Source organism: Streptomyces sp. CB01635 (genome assembly GCF_002803065.1).
Classification (GTDB): Bacteria; Actinomycetota; Actinomycetes; order Streptomycetales; family Streptomycetaceae; genus Streptomyces.
In genome coordinates this window covers 1-16204 of the sequence record NZ_NNBL01000020.1, presented here as the reverse complement: position 1 = coordinate 16204, position 16204 = coordinate 1, and the positions used below count along the sequence as shown (strand labels likewise).

The window sequence follows — 16204 nt, the reverse complement described above, 5'->3', positions numbered from 1 at the left end:
CGGTAAGAACGCGGTGGCCGGCAAACCTTCTTCGGCCGTCGCGCCTCTTTCCCGGTGAAAACTGCCGAACAGCGCAGATGACGGCTGAAAGTTGAGGAAACCATGGGCCTGACGAGCCGGGCACTCGAATACGCGACGGTGCTGGCCGCCCTGGTGTGTGTGGCGCTCACGGTCTGGGTGTGGCCACGGCTCGCCCGGCGCGGGCCCGCCGCCGTGCTCGGCCGACTCGGCGTGATCGGCGCGACCCAGCTCACGATCCTCACCGCGGTCGCCGTCGCCGTGAACACGAACTTCGACTTCTACGGCTCGTGGGACGAGCTGCTCGGCCATGTCGACAAGGCGCCCGCCGAGGTCACGGCGCTCGGCCACGGCGGCATCTACACCACGGTCGGCGCGGTGCGCGGCGGTCTGGTGCAGCCCGCCGGGCCGCAGGGCCTCGATCGGGTGAGGGGGATTCCGCACGGGCCCGCGGCGCAGGTCGGCCGGGTCGAGTCGGTCAAGATCGTCGGACGGCGCAGCCGGGCCGTGAACCCGGCCTTCGTGTATCTGCCGCCGCAGTACTTCCAGCAGCAGTTCCACCGCCAGCGCTTCCCCGTGATGGTCGCGATCAGCGGCTATCCGGGCGGCATCATGAACCTCGCCCAGTACCTCCAGGTCCCCCAGACCGCGGACCGGCTGCTGCGGGCGGACAGGATGCAGCCGACGGTGATCGTGATGGTGCGCCCGACGATCGCGCCGCCCCGTGACACGGAGTGCGTGGACGTGCCGGGCGGTCCGCGGGCCGAGACGTTCTTCACGAAGGACCTGCCTGAGGCGCTCAAGCGGGCGTACCGCGTGGGCCACGACCCGAGCGCGTGGGGCGCCCTCGGATACTCGTCGGGCGGCACGTGCGCACTCCAGCTCACCTTGCGCCACCCCGGTGTGTACACGTCGGCGGCCGCGCTGTCGGCGGACTACAGGATCGGCGACGACCTGACGACGGGCAGCCTCTTCGGCTCGGGTCCCCACGCCGCGCAGCGACAGCGCGAGCACGACCTGATCTGGCGCCTGGAGAACCTGCCCGTGCCGCGCGTGTCCGTCCTCGCCGCCAGCAGCAGGTCGGGCGAGAAGGACTTCAGCGACACGATGAGGTTCCTGCACGCGGTCAAGCCGCCCATGACGTCGGCCCAGATCATCCTGCCGCGCGGCAGCCACCGCTTCACGACATGGCAGCGAGAGATCGCGCCGGCCATGCAGTGGATGAGCGGCCAGCTGACGTTCCCGCAGGACACGACGCACTGAGCGCACCGCCCGCCCCCTCGACCGGCCGCACCCCTAGGGCCTGCGTCGGAGCCCCGCCCACCTGTCTGTCGCTGCGGCCCGACCGGTCACCCGTCACCGACGACCCGTTACGGTGGCCTGGCATCCGCGTCGCCCCGGCGCGCCTCCCCCGTCCGACCAGGAGCATCCCTCATGCCCGAGTCCGCCGTGTCCGCCCGCCCCGCACTGGCCAGGCCGGGCGCGGCGCCCGGCGACGTGGCCGCCGTCTGGTCCGTCGTGACCGGCATGTACGAGGCGTACGCCACCGGGGACCGCGCCCAGATCGACGCCCGGCTCGACCCGGAGGCGACGATCTGGGACCCGGCCGCCGAGCCGCTGCTGCTCGGCAAGCCGGACCTGGACCGGGTGCGGGACGAGCGGCCCGAGTCCGATGACGGGCCCGTGGGGAGCGGGCTTCGCCCGTACGACCCGGTCGTCGACGTCTTCGGTGACACAGCGGTCCTGCGCTACTGGCTGCGCGTCGCATACGCGCCCGGCCCGGACGGCACCCCGCTCCGTCCCGAGCTGCTGCGGAACACGGCGGTCCTGCGCAAGGACCCCGCGGCCGGCCGCTGGCTGATCGTGCATCTCCACGAGGACGTACGGCAGGCCGGCGGCGCGCCAGAGACCGCCGCTTAGCGGGGCGCGCCGGTCTTCGTGGCCACCAGGAGGCGGCACCGGGGGCTGCCGTCGGAGCGCTCACCGAGTTCGGGCAGCGCCTGGAGCTCCACGCCGAAACCGGCAGCGACCAGCTCGCTGCGTACATCGCCGAGGCGGAAGCCGCGGTAGTACATGACGAAGGGGGGCCGCCACAGCGCGTTGCGGACCCGCATCGCGCCGTCGAAGGCCAGCATCGACCAGTAGCCGCGGGAGCCGGGCCGCGCGGGAGCCGGCACCGGGAACGCGAAGCGTCCGCCCGGCCTCAGCACGGAGTGGACCTGGGCGAACAGCGCGGGCCGCTGCCGTGGCAGGAAGTGGCCGAACGCCCCGAAGCTGACGACCAGGTCGAAGGCCGGCCCGAAGGGCAGCGCGAGGGCGTCGGCGCGCACCAGGTCCGCGCCGCTCGTGTGGGCCGCGCGGCCCGCCGTGAGCATGCCCGCGCTGATGTCGACCCCGACGGGCCGCTCGCGGCACACCTGCCGCAGCACGCCGAACCCCGCGCCGGTCCCGCAGCACAGGTCGAGTCCGCGCTCGAAGGGGCCCATGCGGCGCAGGGCACGGGTGACCGGTGCGAGGACCGACAGGGGCGTGCGGAACGGCGTGCGGTCGAACTTGGGGGCGAGCAGGTCGTAGCCGTGCTCGACGGAGGACAGCGCCTGGACGGCGAGCTCGCGGACGGTGGGGCCTTCGGGTGCGAACATCGTGGCTCAGCATAGGCCGCGCCTGGGACCGCAGGGGCTGTGGTGAAGGGTTCGAGCAGGGGCTCCCGGGCCGGGTCGGCACCGCGGTCCGTGACGTAAGCCCTTGCGGGACGGCGCCCCCATGGTGTTACAGTGCCAATGGCACGCGTGCTAGCCGCCTCTTCGGCGCCGGTGCCAGTCTCCCTCTCCGAATCGCCGCTACAGCGGGATTCGTCGAATCGATGTCAGCGATGCGCCAGGCGGCGCCGACGCGCCGTACCCCGCATCGCTTCTTCCCGGCCACAGGCTTCTCAGGGCTTTCACGGGCCTCTTCGCCCGCCCGCCTCGCGGGGCGTGCAGTCACCGCCCCGATCCCGCCGGATCCCCCCTCACTCATGCTCTCGTACGAACGTCCGCGAAAGGACCGATCCCGATGACCACCACACTCGAACCCCCCACCACCACAAAGGCGTTCACGACGCAGCCGAAGGAGGTCGCGGTCCAGGCCGCGGGCGTCCTCGACACCTCGGGCAACGGGCCCGGGTTCCTGCGCCTCGCCGACCTCCTGCCGACGTCGCACGACGTCCAGGTGCCGACCGCCCTGATCCGCCGACTCGGCCTGCGCAAGGGCGACTTGATTCAGGGGACGTGCGGCAGGCCGCGCGTCCTCGCCGAGGTCGAGCGCGTCAACGGGCACCTTGGCCAGGAGCTGCGCGGGCGGCCCGATTTCGGTGACCTCACCCCCCTGCACCCGCGGCAGCGCCTGCGTCTCGAAACCGCGAAGGGCGGCGTGACGCCCCGCGTCGTCGACCTGTTCACCCCCATCGGCAAGGGGCAGCGCGGGCTGATCGTGGCGCCGCCCAAGACCGGCAAGACGGTGCTGCTCCAGCAGCTCGCCGCGTCCGTCGCCACGAACCACCCCGAGGCCCATCTGATGGTGGTGCTCCTCGACGAACGGCCTGAGGAGGTCACCGACATGCGGCGCTCGGTGCGCGGCGAGGTCTTCGCCTCGACCTTCGACCAGCCCGCGAAGGCGCATATCGCGCTGGCCGAACTCGCCGTCGAGCGCGCCAAGCGGCTCGTCGAGGACGGCCGTGACGTCGTCATCCTCCTGGACTCCCTGACGCGCCTGTGCCGCGCCCACAACAACACGGCCTCGTCCGGCGGCCGTACGCTCAGCGGCGGTGTCGACGCCTCCGCGCTGATCGGCCCCAAGCGGTTCTTCGGCGCGGCGAGGCTCGTCGAGGAGGGCGGCTCGCTCACCATCCTCGCCACCGCGCTCGTCGACACCGGCTCCCGCGCCGACGACTACTTCTTCGAGGAGCTCAAGAGCACGGGCAACATGGAGATCCGTCTCGACCGCAGCCTCGCCGAGCGCCGGATCCACCCCGCCGTCGACCTCACCCAGTCCGGCACCCGTCGCGAGGAACTCCTCCTACCTGAGGCCGAGTTGGCGGTCGTGCGCGGTCTGCGGCGGGCGCTTCAGTCGCGGGACGGACACGCGGGGCTCGAGACGCTCGTCGAGCGGATCCGGCAGACACCGGACAACGCGACGTTCCTGCGGCAGGTGCAGTCCACCGTTCCCACCGCGTGAGAGGGCCGGCGTGCACCGTCCCGGGTCGATCGGCGCGGCAGGATGCGTAATACTCTCACTATGACTTCGAGCATTACCACCGCGGGAAGCACGGGGAACGGCGGGACGGTCCGGGTGCGCCGGGCGACAGCCCGTGACGCCAAGCGGCTGACCCGGCTCGTCCGCACGTCGCGCGCCTACGAGGCCCCGTACGCGTCGATGGTGGCCGGCTACCGGGTGGGGCCCGACTACATCGAGGCCCATCGCGTCTTCGTCGCGGTCGGCGCCGATGACCTGGTGCTCGGTTTCTACGCGCTCACGCTGGTGCCGCCGGAGCTCGACCTGATGTTCGTCGCCGACGCGGCGCAGGGACTCGGCATCGGCCGGCTGCTCGTCAGCCATATGAAGGACGAGGCGCGCGCGGCAGGACTCACCTCGGTCCGCGTGGTCTCGCACCCGCCCGCCGAGGGCTTCTACCGCAGCGTGGGGGCCGTACCCACCGGCACGGCCGCCGCCAACCCGCCCGCCGTGATGTGGGACAGGCCCGAATTGGAGTTCCCGATAGGCTGACGCGCCCGCACTCCCGGGAGGACACTCGGGGTGGACGAGGAGGCCGGCTTGGACAACGAGGTCCGACACACCGACGCAGCCCACGGCACCGACGCGGCCCACGCGTTCGACGTCACCGTGGAGATCCCCCAAGGCTCCCGCAACAAGTACGAGATGGACCATTCCGTCGGCCGGATCAGGCTCGACCGGATGCTGTTCACCTCCACCCAGTACCCCGCGGACTACGGATACATCGAGGACACGCTCGGGCGCGACGGCGATCCGCTCGACGCGCTCGTCCTGGTGGGCGATCCGACGTTCCCCGGCTGCACCGTCGAGTGCCGCGCGATCGGCATGTTCGTGATGCGGGACGAGAAGGGCATGGACGAGAAGGTCCTGTGCGTGCCCGCGCACGATCCGCGCCATGCCTCCGTGCAGGACATCGAGGACATCCCCGAGTTCGACCGCCTGGAGATCACGCACTTCTTCGAGGTCTACAAGGACCTGGAGCCCGGCAAGTCCGCCGAGGGCTCGCACTGGGAGGGGCGCGACCTCACGTACGCGGAGATCGCCGCCGCACGTCGCCGGGCCAACGGCCAACGGGACTGAAGGACAGAGCAGTCGGCGACGGCGCGCACGTGTCAGTGCGCGCCGTCCGTCGCGCAGTGCTCGAGAAGGTCCGCGGTCGCCGCGTCGACGACGCGGTAACGCACGATCCTGCCCTCCTTCTCCCCCTCGACCACTCCGGCCGCGCGCAGCAGCCGCAGCGCCTGCGAGACCGCCGGGTCGTTCATGCCCGTCGCGACGGCGAGGTCCGACACGGCCAGCGGCCCCGCCCGGTACAGCGCGAGGAGCAGCGCGAGGCGGCGGGGATCGGCGAGCAGCGAGAACCGGTCGGCCCAGGCGCGGACATGTCCTGGCTCACCGATGGCGGCGATGGCTTCGCAGACCCGGTGGCCGTCGATCGTGCGGCGGTCGGCGCGCTCGGCAGGGACGAGATGCATGGCCCCATCCTCGCAGCCACCGATGTGATCTTGAATACCCGCGCACACCTACGCAGCTGTGCAGCCTTGCAGGCGTCGCCGACCGGCCTCTACTGTGGGCGGGCCGTGGTGCTCGGGAATTCGGTGACGGTCCCTCAAGGACTCAGACCGAAGCGGCCCTCGCCACTGTGATCGGGCCCCGGGTCCCTCGGCAACGAGACGACTCGGGACGCCTTGCCCCACTACGCCACTGGCTGCCACGCGCAGCTGGGAAGGCAGGGGCGGACGCGGACACCCGTCAGCCAGGAGACCGGCCACGGCATCTCACGAAGTGATTCCACGAGGTGTTGGAGCGTGACCGCATGGCCCTGCCCGTAAAGTCCCCGGCGACCGGACGCGACGCGTTCCACTGGCGGCGCGAGGACACCGTCCGCACCGCCGGGCTCCTCGCGGTGATCGCCGCACTCCATGTCGTCGCGTTCGGCGTGCTGTTCCTGCTCGTCGTGCCGGAGCACTACGAGGTGGGGTCGAAGGCCTTCGGCATCGGCCTCGGCGTCACCGCGTACACCCTGGGGATGCGGCACGCGTTCGACGCGGACCACATCGCCGCGATCGACAACACCACCCGCAAACTGATGGCCGACGGCAAGCGCCCGGTGTCGGTGGGGTTCTGGTTCGCGCTCGGCCACTCCAGCGTCGTGGTCGTGCTCGCCGCTCTGATCGCCGGAGGCACCCAGCTCGCCGGGCGGATCATGAACGAGGGGTCCGCCACCCATCAGACGCTCGGCGTCATGGGCACCACCATCTCCGGGTCCTTCCTCTACCTCATCGCGGCGCTCAACCTCGTCGCCCTGGTGGGGATCCTGCGGGTGTTCCGGGCGATGCGCGCGGGCTCGTACGACGAGGCGGAGCTCGAACAGCACCTGGATTCACGGGGGTTCATGAACCGGATCCTCGGCCGGTTCACCAAATCCATCACCCGCCCGGGCCAGATGTACCCGCTCGGCTTCCTCTTCGGCCTCGGCTTCGACACGGCGACCGAGGTCACGCTGATGGTGATGGCGGGCAGCGGCGCGGCGGCCGGGCTGCCCTGGTACGCGATCCTGTGCCTGCCGCTCCTGTTCGCCGCCGGTATGAGCCTGTTCGACACCCTGGACGGGACGTTCATGAACTTCGCGTACCAGTGGGCGTTCTCGAACCCGGTGCGCAAGGTGTTCTACAACCTGGCCATCACCGGCCTGTCGATCGCCGTCGCGTTCCTGATCGGCACCATCGAGCTCGTGGGCGTCCTGCACGACAAGCTCGACCTGCGGGACTCGGTGACCGGCTGGATAGCGGGGCTCGACCTGGACAACGTCGGGTTCATCATCGTGGGCCTGTTCGTCGTCGTCTGGGCGGCCGCCATCGGGTACTGGCGGCTCGCGAAGGTCGAGCAACGGTGGGCCGTGCGGACCTGATCCGGCGGGCCGCCGGGGCCGGGACTCCGTAAGGTCGTGCGGGTGAGTGAAGCCAGCGTTCCACCCGCGGCGCCCGCGTCCGTGCCGCGCAGGTCCACCCTCCCCGCGGCCCTCACGGTCCTCACGGTCGTGAGCGGCTTCGTCGACGCGGTCAGCTATCTGGGCCTCGGCCATGTCTTCGCGGCGAACATGACCGGCAATGTCGTCGTCATCGGCTTCGCCGCCGCGGGCGCTCCCGGGTTCTCCGTGCTCGGGTCGCTCACCTCCCTCGGCGCGTTCCTCGCGGGGGCCGTGTGCGCCGGGCGGCTCACCGGGGTGTTCGCCGGGCGGGCACGGGAGACCTGGGTGCGGTCGGTGTTCGTCACCGAGGCGGTCCTGCTCGCCGTGGCGACGGCCGTCGCGTTCGCCTGGCCGGGCGCGGCCACGTGCGCGCTCATCGCGGCCCTCGCGTGGGCCATGGGGCTGCGCAACGCGACGGTCCGCAAGCTCGCGGTCCCGGACATGACCACGACAGTCCTCACGATGACGCTGACCGGGCTCGCCTCTGAGTCCTCGCTCGCGGGCGGCACCGACCCGCGGGCGGGGCGCCGGATCGTCTCCCTGGTGGCCATGCTGGTGGGCGCCGCGCTCGGCGCGCTGCTCGTGCTGCACCACGGCCTCGGCTGGCCGCTCCTCGTCGGCACCCTGCTCGTGGCGGCCGCCGCGGTCGGATATCGCGAACCGGCCGCCGACGGGGACGACCTCCGATCGGCCTAGTCCTGCGGGCGCCACCCGCCCGGGCTCACTAGCGTCCTGACCAGGACCGCAGCTCCCCCTGCCGCTGCGGCACAGGGACCGGAGACGCCTCATGTTCTGCCCCATAGCCACCGTCATCACGACAACCGCCTGCCTGACCGCGCTCGCGCCCGGGTCCGTCAGCGCACACGAGCCCGTCACAGCGCCCGCCTCGGTGACCGCACCCGGCGAGGTCGGCCGGACCGACTCGGTGGGCCGGACCGACCTCTTGAGGCGCGCCGACTCGGACGACGGGACCCGCGACCAAGGCTCGTCGGACGGGACCCGCGACCAGGGCTCGTCGGACGGGACCCGCGACCGAGGCTCGTACGACGGGACCCGCGACCAAGGACTGCCGGACGGGACCCGCGACCAAGGCTTGCCGGACGGGACCCGCGACAGGGGCTCGGTCGACGGGACGCGCGACCGGGGCTCGTCGAACGGCGACTCCTACGCGGAGGCGCGCCTCTCGCCGTCCACGGTGGGGGCCGCGTCCTCGGTCGAGATCACGGTCTCCTGCCGCGGCGGCGGGCGGAGCTCCATCACGGCTCGCTCCCAGGCCTTCGCCGCGGGCTCCGTCACGCTCCCCCAGCTGGGCGGCGGGATCGGGCAGGACGGTCGCACGCAGTACCGGGGCACGGCACGCCTCTCCGGCGTGGTCGGAACCAGCTCGCAGGTGAACGTGCAAGGCGCTTGCCCCGACGGCAGGCAGTGGAGCACCCCGATGAACGTGACGCGCGACGGCTACCGCGGCGCGCGCGCCGGAGTCGGCAGCACCGCGGGCGGCGGCGTGGACCTGGGCAGGATCGGCTTCGGCGCGGCGCTCGCGGGCGGGGCCGGCTACCTGTTGTGGCGCAGGACGCGCGCCCCGCACGAGGACTGACCGGTCCATCCGGCAACCGCCACGTTCGAGGCAAGTGCGCCGTAGGTCCGTTCCACCCCCGACCAACCGCGCGTTGCCGACAATCGCCTTCATTACGGCCGGCCGAACGGCACTCGCCCGGCTCCACATCGATGACGCGTCACTGCGCATCCGGCCGGGGTTGGCTGAAAACAGCCCCTGGCAGTAACGCGGGAGACGCGCAGGAGGGCCGTTCACCGGCTCGCGCGCCGGTGAACGCGGTCCGGCCCGAGTCCACTCGCGCCGGGCGGCGCCCAACACCCGTACACCTGTCCTCATTTGACGCTCCCTCTGCGGCGAAATCCGTTACCACGGTCCCCTGGCAGGCTGGCGACTTCGCGACGAACTTCGCCGCCGGGCGCTCTGCGTCCATTGTCCCGGTTCTCTCACCGCGCGCGGTGGCTAGCATGAGCGCCATATACGTGCCGGAAGATCACCGTCCTGTTGGTGGGACCGGCCGTGCGGCCGACCCGAGCCGATCGGCCACGACCTTCCCGCACGCAAGCACCGATGGGACCGCGGAATGCCAGTGCCTGCCCGCCCGACGCCGCGCCGAACGCCCACGTCGCGACGCTCCACGCTCGCCGTCCCCCTCGCCGTCCTCGTGGTGGCCGGAGCGGCCGTCGGCGCGGTGACCGCCGCGGCGCCGCAGGCCTCCCGTACCTGGGTCCTCGTCGCGCTCCTGATCAGCTGGCTCTGCGTCGCCGCCGCCCTCATCACGGCCGCCCTGCTCCAGCAGCGGGCCCGCGCTGCCGTGGACACCGCGCAGGGCGAATCGCTGGCGCTCCAGCAGCAGTTGACGCAGCGTGGGGCCGAGGCCGCCCATCTCGTGAACGTCACGCTCCCCTCCGTGTCGAAGCGGCTGCGGGACGGCGCGGGTGCCGAGGAGGCGCTCGCAGCCACCGCGCCGCCCGCCGATCCCCAACTGAACCTGGTGCTCAAGGCGTTCACCGCCGAACTGGACGACGCCGTACGGCGCGAGGCTTCCGCCGTCGCCACCGGGCAGGACGCGGCCCACCGGATCGCCCGGACCGACCGCGACCTGGACGAGCTGACCACGTCGACCCTGCCGGCCGCCGTCGTGGCGCTGCGCGAGGGCTCCACCGCCGCCGCGGTCCTGTCGGGCCTCGGCCTCCCCGACAACGCGCACCTGCGCACCCTGGCCGAGTCCCTCGTACGGGAACTCGCCACCAGCGAGCGGCGGGCCGCCGCAGCCCAGGCCGCCAGTGCCAAAGCGCTCAGCCGAGTGCAGGCCAAGTCGGTCAGCATGCTCGCCGATCTGCGCGAGATGCAGGACCGGCACGGCGAGGAGGTCTTCGGCGATCTGCTCAGGCTCGACCACAACACATCCCAACTCGGCCTGCTCACCGACCGGCTGGCCCTCCTCATGGGCGGCCGCGCCAGCCGCGCGTGGAACAAGCCGATCGTCATGGAGAGCATCCTGCGCGGCGCGGTCGGCCGGATCGCCGCTTACCAGCGGGTCAGACTCCACTGCGCCACGAACGCCGCGATCGCCGGGTTCGCCGCCGAGGGCGTCATGCACCTCCTCGCCGAACTGATGGACAACGCGGCGAACTTCTCGCCGCCCATCGACGAGGTCCACGTCTACGTCGAGGAACGCAGCGCCGGGATCGTCGTGACGATCGAGGACAGCGGCCTGAAGATGGCCGACGCTGCCATGCGCCGGGCCGAGGCCGCGGTGTCGGGCCGCGAGACGGACCTGGCCTCGCTCCAGGGCACCCGGCTCGGCCTCGCCGTGGTGGGCCGCCTCGCCGCCAAGTACCGGATGAGCGTGAACTTCCGGCCGTCGTCCCGCGGCGGCACCGGCGTCGTGGTCCTCCTTCCGCCGCAGCTGCTCGCCCAGCAGCGCGACCCCGCCCCGCAGCAGCCCCCGGTCCGCCGCGCCGCAGCCCCCGCCCCCGTGACGGCCCCGGACCCCGCTCCGCAGGCGTCCGACGACACCACGCCCGGGATTCCCGCCCAGGCGGACCCGCCGCCCGCGACGCCGGGCGGCCTGCCCGTACGGGCGCCGGGGCGCACCATGGCCTCGGCAGAACGCGACCGCAAGGACCGCGCGCCCACCGAAGGGGGCGGGCCCGCAGAGGAATCGGTGCGTGCGCCGCGCAACGCCGGTGCGCAGTTCGGCGCCTTCCACCGCGCGCGGCGTGCCCGCGACGAAACGCCCGGAACGTCGCCCGAGATGCCCGGCCGGGCCGACGAGCCGCCGGCCGAGTAGCCCGCCCCGCTCCCCGCACGCGCCCGGGCACCGGCGCCCTCATCCCCCGTACGAGAACGTTTGATTGGAGGCACGGGCTGGTGAACCGGTTCGCCGGGCACAACCCGCCCCACACGCCATGCGGACCACTGACAACAGCCTGACCTGGCTCCTGGAGAGCCTGCTGGACCGAACGCCCGGGACGCGCCACGCCCTGGTGCTCTCCCGGGACGGTCTGAAGCTGTGCTGGAGCGAGCATCTGACCCTCGACCAGGCCGACCAGCTCGCGGCCATCTGCTCCGGCATCCAGGCCCTCGCCCAGGGCGCCTCGGTGGAGTTCGGCGACGGGACGGGCGGTGTGCGGCACTCGATGACCGAGTTCCACGGCGGTCTGCTGTTCATCGTCGAGGCGGGCGAGGGCGCGCATCTCGCGGTGATCGCCGAGGACGGCGCCGACCCGGGTGTGGTCGGCCACCAGATGAGCGAGCTGGTCGAGCAGATCGGCGAACACCTGCGGGCCGAGCCACGGACAGGCGACGGCGAGAGCGCGTCCTCATGACGCGCCGGCCCGTCGACACCGGTGACCCGGACCGGCTGTACACGGTCACGGGTGGCCGCAGCCGGGCCGACGACGACACCTTCGACCTGGTCACCCTGGTCGTCGCCGAGTGCGAGCCCACGCCGGGGATGCAGTCGGAACACGTCCGCATCCTCGACCTGTGCCGGCATCCGGCGGCCGTGGTCGAGATCGCCGCCGAGATGAACCTGCCGATCACGGTGGTCCGGATCCTGCTCGGCGACCTCCTCGCGACGGGCCGTATCACCGCCCGGCATCCACGCGCGGCGCGGTCCGTCGCCTCGCTCCCCGACTCCGCCCTTCTCAAGGAGGTGCTGCATGGACTCCGCAACCTCTGAGCTGCCCTCCCGTACGCCGCTTGCCGACGTCGCCGAGACCGGGCTCAAGATCGTCATCGTGGGCGGGTTCGGCGTCGGCAAGACGACCCTCGTCCGGTCCGTCAGCGAGATCCGGCCGCTGAACACCGAAGAGGTCATGACCCAGGCGGGCGTCGGCGTCGACGAGCCGGCCGGGGTCGCCTCGAAGACCACCACGACCGTGGCGTTCGACTTCGGGCGCATCAGCCTCACCGAGCGGATGGTGCTCTATCTGTTCGGCGCCCCCGGGCAGGAGCGCTTCTGGTTCCTGTGGGACCGGCTGTTCTCGGGGACGCTCGGCGCGGTCGTGCTCGTCGACACGCGGCGGATGAGCGACTCCTGGTACGCCATCGACCGCCTGGAGCACCACAGGACGCCGTTCGTGGTCGCCGTGAACCGGTTCGACGACGACGGGACGCGGTTCTCCCTCGACGAGATCCGCCAGGCGCTCACGCTGCCCGAGCACGTGCCGCTGATCGACTGCGACGCGCGCGTCAGGTCGTCCGGCAAGCACGTCCTGATCACCCTCGTCGACCACCTCTACGAACTGGCCATGGCCCGGGAGAAGACACCATGACCGACGCGACCCCGCCGCCCGGCTGCCCCGCCCACTCCGGCGCGGTGGCCCTCAGCGGCCTGGAGTACCAGCAGACCCCCTCGGAGCTCTACCGGTCGCTGCGCAGGGAACACGGCGCGATCGCGCCCGTCCTGCTCGACGGGGACATCCCCGCGTGGCTGGTCCTCGGCTATCCCGAGGTCACGTATGTCACCAGCCACGACGAGCTGTTCGCCCGGGACTCGCGGCGCTGGAACCAGTGGGAGCACATCCCGGCCGACTGGCCGCTGATGCCGTTCGTCGGCTATCAGCCGTCGGTCCTGTTCACGGAGGGCGCCGAGCACCAGCGGCGCGCGGGCGTCATCACGGAGGCCCTCGAAGCGGTCGACCAGTTCGAACTCGCCCGCGACTGCGAGCGCATCGCCGACCAGCTCATCGACGCGTTCGCCGGCAGCGGCCGGGCCGAGCTGATGGGCGCGTTCGCGCACGCCCTGCCGATGCGGGCGGCGGTGCAGTTCTGCGGGATGCCCGCGGGCAGCACCGACACCGAGCAGCTGGTGGACGATCTGCGGATCTCCCTGGACGCGGCGGAGGGCGACGACCCGGTGGCCGCGTACGGCCGGGTGGGCGCGCGGATCCAGCAACTGGTCAAGGAGAAGCGCGAGTCGCCCGGTCCTGACGTCACGTCACGGATGCTGGCGCACCCGGCGGGGCTCACCGACGAGGAGGTCGTCCAGGACCTGATCTCCGTCATTGCGGCGGCGCAGCAGCCGACGGCCAACTGGATCTGCAACACGCTGCGTCTGCTGTTGACCGACGAGCGGTTCGCGCTGAACGTCTCCGGCGGGCGGCTCAGCGTCGGTCAGGCACTGAACGAGGTGCTGTGGCTGGACACACCCACGCAGAACTTCATCGGCCGGTGGGCGGTGCGCGACACACAGCTGGGCGGGCGGCAGATCCGGGCGGGCGACTGCCTGGTCCTTGGCCTCGCGGCGGCCAACACCGATCCGCAGATCTGGCCCGAGTCGCAGGTGGGCGCCGAGAACTCGGCGCATCTGTCGTTCAGCAACGGCGAGCACCGCTGCCCGTACCCCGCCCCGCTCCTCGCGGACGTCATCGCCCGTACGGCGGTGGAGACGCTGCTGGAACGGCTCCCCGACCTGGTGCTCGCCGTGGAGCCCAGCGAGCTGACCTGGCGCCCGTCGATCTGGATGCGCGGACTGACCGCGCTGCCGGTGCAGTTCACTCCCGTGTCGCACTGAGACCTACGGAGACGACGCGGCCGGGACCGGTCCAACTGCCGGTCCCGGCGGCGTGGTTCAGGCCGTGACGGGGGTGAACTGCACCGGCAGGGACTGCGGGCCGCGGGTGAACACCCCTTGTTCCACCGGGTCGAAGCCGTCGGCGAGCCGCAGTTCGGGCATCGCGTCGAGGAGCTGGCCGACGCCGATCTCGACCTCGGCCTTGGCGAGCAGCGCGCCGACGCAGAAGTGCCGGCCGAGCGCGAAGGAGAGATGGTCGGCCGCCGCCGAGAACGCGTTCGTCGCGGTGAGGTCCTCGCGGAAGATGTCGAAGCGGTCGGGCTCCGCGTAGCGGTCCGCGTCGCGGTTGGCGGCGCCGATCAGACAGGTGACGGTCGCTCCCGCGGGGATCGTGCCGCCGCTCACCTCCACGTCGGTCGCCGACTGACGCATGATCATGTGGACGGGCGGGGTGTAGCGCAGCGTCTCGGCGAAGGCGCGGGCGATCAGCGTGCGGTCCTTGCGGACGGCGTCGAGCTGCTCGGGGTGGGTGAGCAGGTTGGCGAAGATGCTGGCGATGGCCTTGTCGGTGGTCTCGCCGCCGGCCGCGAGGAGCAGGCTGCAGAACGCCTTGATGTCCTCGTCGCTCATGCGGACGCCGTCGACCTCGGCGGCGCAGAGCGAGGAGAGCAGGTCGTCGCCGAGGTTGTCCCGGCGCTGCCGGATGATCGGGATCATGTACTCGGCGAACTCGACGCGGGTGCGCTCACCGGCCGCCGCGACGTCCTTGTCCCCGGACAGGTTGCCGAGGAACGCGATGACGGTGGTGTACCAGCCGTGGAACCGCGCGTGGTCCGCCTTGTCGAGGCCCAGCATGTCGGCGATCACGTTGACGGGGAAGCGGGTGGCGTACGCGTCCACGAGGTCTACGGAGCCGGTGGCGCGGAACGTGTCGATCAGTTCGCGGGAGTTGCGCTCGATGACGGGCAGGAACTTCTCCTGGAGGTCGCTGCCGCGGAACGCCGGTGCGACGAGGGCTCGGCGGACCGCGTGCTCACGCCCGCTGAGCTGGAGGATCGTCTTGCCGTGGACGGGCTCGATCTGCCAGTTGTAGTTGTCGGTCGTGAACTGCGACTCCTTGTCCTTGAAGACGCGCTCGACATCGGCGTACCGCGAGATGACGTAACTCTGCGTGGCCTCGTGCCAGATGAGCGGAGAGTGCTCACGCATGGCCGCGTAGGCCGGGTACGGATTCTCGGCGAACTCCGGCGACAGTATGTCGGGGACCTGTGCGGTGGACATGAAGCTCCCTCGGTCAGTAACAGGCAACGCCCACCAGGTTATTGATCATCCGTCGGCGGAGACAGACCCCCGCGGGGATTCCCGGTGACTGCCGGCGTGCTAGGGGCTGCTCAGTCGTCCGAGCGGCAGATGATGAAGTCGGGGAAGACGTGCCGGCCGGGCCGGTCACCGATTTCCTCGATCGCGCGGCGGATGTCCCACAGTTGCCCGACTGTCATCTCCAGCGGCGGCTCGTCCGGCTGACAGGTCGTCAGGGCTGGGTAGTCGACGCCCCGCTTGCTGCTCATCTCGATGTGGCAGCCCAAGACGTGGGTGACCGTACGGGTGCCCGCGAACTCGACCATGCGGTCGATGGACTCGGTGAACGCCGCCCAGTCCTCGACGTACAGCCGCCCGGGATACACCGTGTCACCGGTGAGCAGAAAACCGGTGTGCGGGTCGTAGTAGGTGACGGCCGCCGCATGGTGGCCCGGTGTGGCCAGGCACTCCAGCACGCGGCCGCCCAGGTCGACGCGGGCCACTTGGCCCGCGTCGTCCGCGAACCCGAAGAACTCCCAGGCACTGTCACGATCCGCCCCGACGACGCGTGTGTGGGGCCGGTCGGCGAACTGGACGTCTCCCGCGACATGGTCCCCGTGGGCGTGCGTATGCAGGACAAGGAGTTCGTACGTGGCCCTGGGATGCTCGGCCAGCCAGTCCTCGATGAGCTCGTCGACGACCCGGCGCAGGGGAAAGTACTGGGCGGACGCGGTGGCTCCTGTGTCGATGAGTACGGCGCGTGCGTTGCCGAAGAGCAGAAACAGGAACGGCGCCTCGTAATGCACGGCCATGTTCTGCCGCAGGACGACCGTGTGCTCGTCATAGGCGTGCACCTGGATGTCCGGGTCGGTGTTGTGCTTCGCCGACACCGATCCATGGATCCAGCGGACACCCAGCGTGCGCGACTCGGGTCCCTCGGTCACGAAGTCGACCTGCCGCGCGGTTCCACCCATGCTGCCTCCTTGAGAGAGCCACCCCCGAGCATCGTCCTGGTCTCCGAGTCGGGCTGAACGCGTGACCTGGGTAACGCGGAGGGGGGTCG

17 protein-coding genes and 1 riboswitch are annotated in these 16204 nt (G+C 71.5%); of the genes, 13 read left to right on the top strand and 4 right to left on the bottom strand.

Annotation, left to right across the window (positions count from 1 at the left end; genetic code table 11):
- Window positions 1–102: 102 nt before the first annotated feature.
- Both CG723_RS33625 and CG723_RS33620 read left to right on the top strand, forming a co-directional pair.
- Complete coding sequence (locus CG723_RS33625; RefSeq protein ID WP_100597291.1) at window positions 103–1281, top strand: alpha/beta hydrolase; 1179 nt, start codon at window positions 103–105, stop codon at window positions 1279–1281.
- 171 nt (window positions 1282–1452) lie between these two features.
- Window positions 1453–1938: a DUF4440 domain-containing protein gene (locus CG723_RS33620; protein WP_100597290.1), complete on the top strand. Its 486-nt coding sequence runs from the start codon at window positions 1453–1455 to the stop codon at window positions 1936–1938.
- Here CG723_RS33620 and CG723_RS33615 read toward each other — a convergent pair.
- Window positions 1935–2660 carry a class I SAM-dependent methyltransferase gene (locus CG723_RS33615; RefSeq protein ID WP_100597289.1) on the bottom strand — a complete coding sequence of 242 codons (726 nt, stop codon included), beginning with the start codon at window positions 2658–2660 and terminating at the stop codon, window positions 1935–1937. The two genes, CG723_RS33620 and CG723_RS33615, sit on opposite strands and share 4 nt — an antisense overlap.
- Window positions 2661–3072: 412 nt before the next feature.
- Between CG723_RS33615 and rho the strand changes: the two genes are divergently transcribed.
- Genes rho through CG723_RS33600 form a run of 3 tightly spaced genes read left to right on the top strand, consistent with a single transcriptional unit; the run spans window position 3073 to window position 5370 of the window.
- A complete protein-coding gene (rho, locus tag CG723_RS33610) occupies window positions 3073–4233 on the top strand; it encodes a transcription termination factor Rho (protein ID WP_100597288.1) in 1161 nt (386 codons plus the stop codon).
- Window positions 4234–4293: 60 nt separating this feature from the next.
- Window positions 4294–4782 (top strand): GNAT family N-acetyltransferase, encoded by a 489-nt coding sequence (locus CG723_RS33605; RefSeq protein ID WP_100597287.1) that lies wholly within the window; start codon window positions 4294–4296, stop codon window positions 4780–4782.
- Between the two features lie 48 nt (window positions 4783–4830).
- Complete coding sequence (locus CG723_RS33600; RefSeq protein ID WP_100597382.1) at window positions 4831–5370, top strand: inorganic diphosphatase; 540 nt, start codon at window positions 4831–4833, stop codon at window positions 5368–5370.
- Between the two features lie 32 nt (window positions 5371–5402).
- Here the strand turns inward: CG723_RS33600 and CG723_RS33595 are convergent, their stop codons facing one another.
- Entirely contained in the window at window positions 5403–5765 is a 363-nt protein-coding gene (locus tag CG723_RS33595) for an ArsR/SmtB family transcription factor (RefSeq protein WP_100597286.1), read from the bottom strand.
- 89 nt (window positions 5766–5854) lie between these two features.
- A riboswitch (cobalamin riboswitch) is annotated at window positions 5855–6077 on the top strand.
- Window positions 6078–6106: 29 nt separating this feature from the next.
- On the opposite strand from CG723_RS33595, the gene CG723_RS33590 reads away from it, so the two are divergent.
- The 8 genes from CG723_RS33590 to CG723_RS33555 all read left to right on the top strand — a co-directional run bounded on the left by CG723_RS33590 (window position 6107) and on the right by CG723_RS33555 (window position 13842).
- On the top strand, window positions 6107–7201 hold the full coding sequence (locus CG723_RS33590; protein ID WP_100597285.1) for a HoxN/HupN/NixA family nickel/cobalt transporter: 1095 nt from the start codon (window positions 6107–6109) through the stop codon (window positions 7199–7201).
- A gap of 42 nt (window positions 7202–7243) precedes the next feature.
- Entirely contained in the window at window positions 7244–7957 is a 714-nt protein-coding gene (locus CG723_RS33585) for a YoaK family protein (RefSeq protein ID WP_199841998.1), read from the top strand.
- Window positions 7958–8048: 91 nt separating this feature from the next.
- Window positions 8049–8858, top strand: coding sequence for a hypothetical protein (locus tag CG723_RS33580; protein ID WP_100597283.1), 810 nt, complete (start codon window positions 8049–8051; stop codon window positions 8856–8858).
- A 541-nt stretch (window positions 8859–9399) separates the two neighbouring features.
- Entirely contained in the window at window positions 9400–11112 is a 1713-nt protein-coding gene (locus tag CG723_RS33575) for a sensor histidine kinase (protein ID WP_100597282.1), read from the top strand.
- Between the two features lie 118 nt (window positions 11113–11230).
- Complete coding sequence (locus tag CG723_RS33570; protein WP_100597281.1) at window positions 11231–11650, top strand: roadblock/LC7 domain-containing protein; 420 nt, start codon at window positions 11231–11233, stop codon at window positions 11648–11650.
- Window positions 11647–12006 carry a DUF742 domain-containing protein gene (locus CG723_RS33565; RefSeq protein ID WP_100597280.1) on the top strand — a complete coding sequence of 120 codons (360 nt, stop codon included), beginning with the start codon at window positions 11647–11649 and terminating at the stop codon, window positions 12004–12006. The genes CG723_RS33570 and CG723_RS33565 overlap by 4 nt, the downstream gene beginning before the upstream one ends.
- The gene (locus CG723_RS33560; RefSeq protein WP_100597279.1) at window positions 11987–12601 is read left to right on the top strand and encodes a GTP-binding protein; all 615 of its coding nucleotides are present in this window, start codon (window positions 11987–11989) and stop codon (window positions 12599–12601) included. Before CG723_RS33565 ends, CG723_RS33560 begins: the two co-directional genes overlap by 20 nt.
- Complete coding sequence (locus CG723_RS33555; RefSeq protein WP_100597278.1) at window positions 12598–13842, top strand: cytochrome P450; 1245 nt, start codon at window positions 12598–12600, stop codon at window positions 13840–13842. The genes CG723_RS33560 and CG723_RS33555 overlap by 4 nt, the downstream gene beginning before the upstream one ends.
- Window positions 13843–13899: 57 nt before the next feature.
- Here CG723_RS33555 and CG723_RS33550 read toward each other — a convergent pair whose 3' ends face one another.
- Together CG723_RS33550 and CG723_RS33545 are read right to left on the bottom strand one after the other, a co-directional pair.
- Complete coding sequence (locus CG723_RS33550) at window positions 13900–15123, bottom strand: cytochrome P450 (protein WP_100597277.1); 1224 nt, start codon at window positions 15121–15123, stop codon at window positions 13900–13902.
- Window positions 15124–15233: 110 nt separating this feature from the next.
- Window positions 15234–16115 (bottom strand): MBL fold metallo-hydrolase, encoded by an 882-nt coding sequence (locus tag CG723_RS33545; protein ID WP_100597276.1) that lies wholly within the window; start codon window positions 16113–16115, stop codon window positions 15234–15236.
- Window positions 16116–16204: the final 89 nt, after the last annotated feature.

Excerpts from the sequence above, each read along its gene's own strand:
- CG723_RS33590 (WP_100597285.1), top strand. The coding sequence starts at position 6,107 with ATGGCCCTGCCCGTAAAGTCCCCGGCGACCGGACGCGACGCGTTCCAC.
- CG723_RS33565 (WP_100597280.1), top strand. The coding sequence starts at position 11,647 with ATGACGCGCCGGCCCGTCGACACCGGTGACCCGGACCGGCTGTACACG.
- CG723_RS33625 (WP_100597291.1), top strand. The coding sequence starts at position 103 with ATGGGCCTGACGAGCCGGGCACTCGAATACGCGACGGTGCTGGCCGCC.
- CG723_RS33550 (WP_100597277.1), bottom strand. The coding sequence starts at position 15,123 with ATGTCCACCGCACAGGTCCCCGACATACTGTCGCCGGAGTTCGCCGAG.
- CG723_RS33560 (WP_100597279.1), top strand. The coding sequence starts at position 11,987 with ATGGACTCCGCAACCTCTGAGCTGCCCTCCCGTACGCCGCTTGCCGAC.
- CG723_RS33555 (WP_100597278.1), top strand. The coding sequence starts at position 12,598 with ATGACCGACGCGACCCCGCCGCCCGGCTGCCCCGCCCACTCCGGCGCG.
- CG723_RS33615 (WP_100597289.1), bottom strand. The coding sequence starts at position 2,660 with ATGTTCGCACCCGAAGGCCCCACCGTCCGCGAGCTCGCCGTCCAGGCG.
- CG723_RS33580 (WP_100597283.1), top strand. The coding sequence starts at position 8,049 with ATGTTCTGCCCCATAGCCACCGTCATCACGACAACCGCCTGCCTGACC.
- CG723_RS33620 (WP_100597290.1), top strand. The coding sequence starts at position 1,453 with ATGCCCGAGTCCGCCGTGTCCGCCCGCCCCGCACTGGCCAGGCCGGGC.
- CG723_RS33545 (WP_100597276.1), bottom strand. The coding sequence starts at position 16,115 with ATGGGTGGAACCGCGCGGCAGGTCGACTTCGTGACCGAGGGACCCGAG.
- CG723_RS33575 (WP_100597282.1), top strand. The coding sequence starts at position 9,400 with ATGCCAGTGCCTGCCCGCCCGACGCCGCGCCGAACGCCCACGTCGCGA.
- CG723_RS33605 (WP_100597287.1), top strand. The coding sequence starts at position 4,294 with ATGACTTCGAGCATTACCACCGCGGGAAGCACGGGGAACGGCGGGACG.
- CG723_RS33570 (WP_100597281.1), top strand. The coding sequence starts at position 11,231 with ATGCGGACCACTGACAACAGCCTGACCTGGCTCCTGGAGAGCCTGCTG.
- rho (WP_100597288.1), top strand. The coding sequence starts at position 3,073 with ATGACCACCACACTCGAACCCCCCACCACCACAAAGGCGTTCACGACG.
- CG723_RS33595 (WP_100597286.1), bottom strand. The coding sequence starts at position 5,765 with ATGCATCTCGTCCCTGCCGAGCGCGCCGACCGCCGCACGATCGACGGC.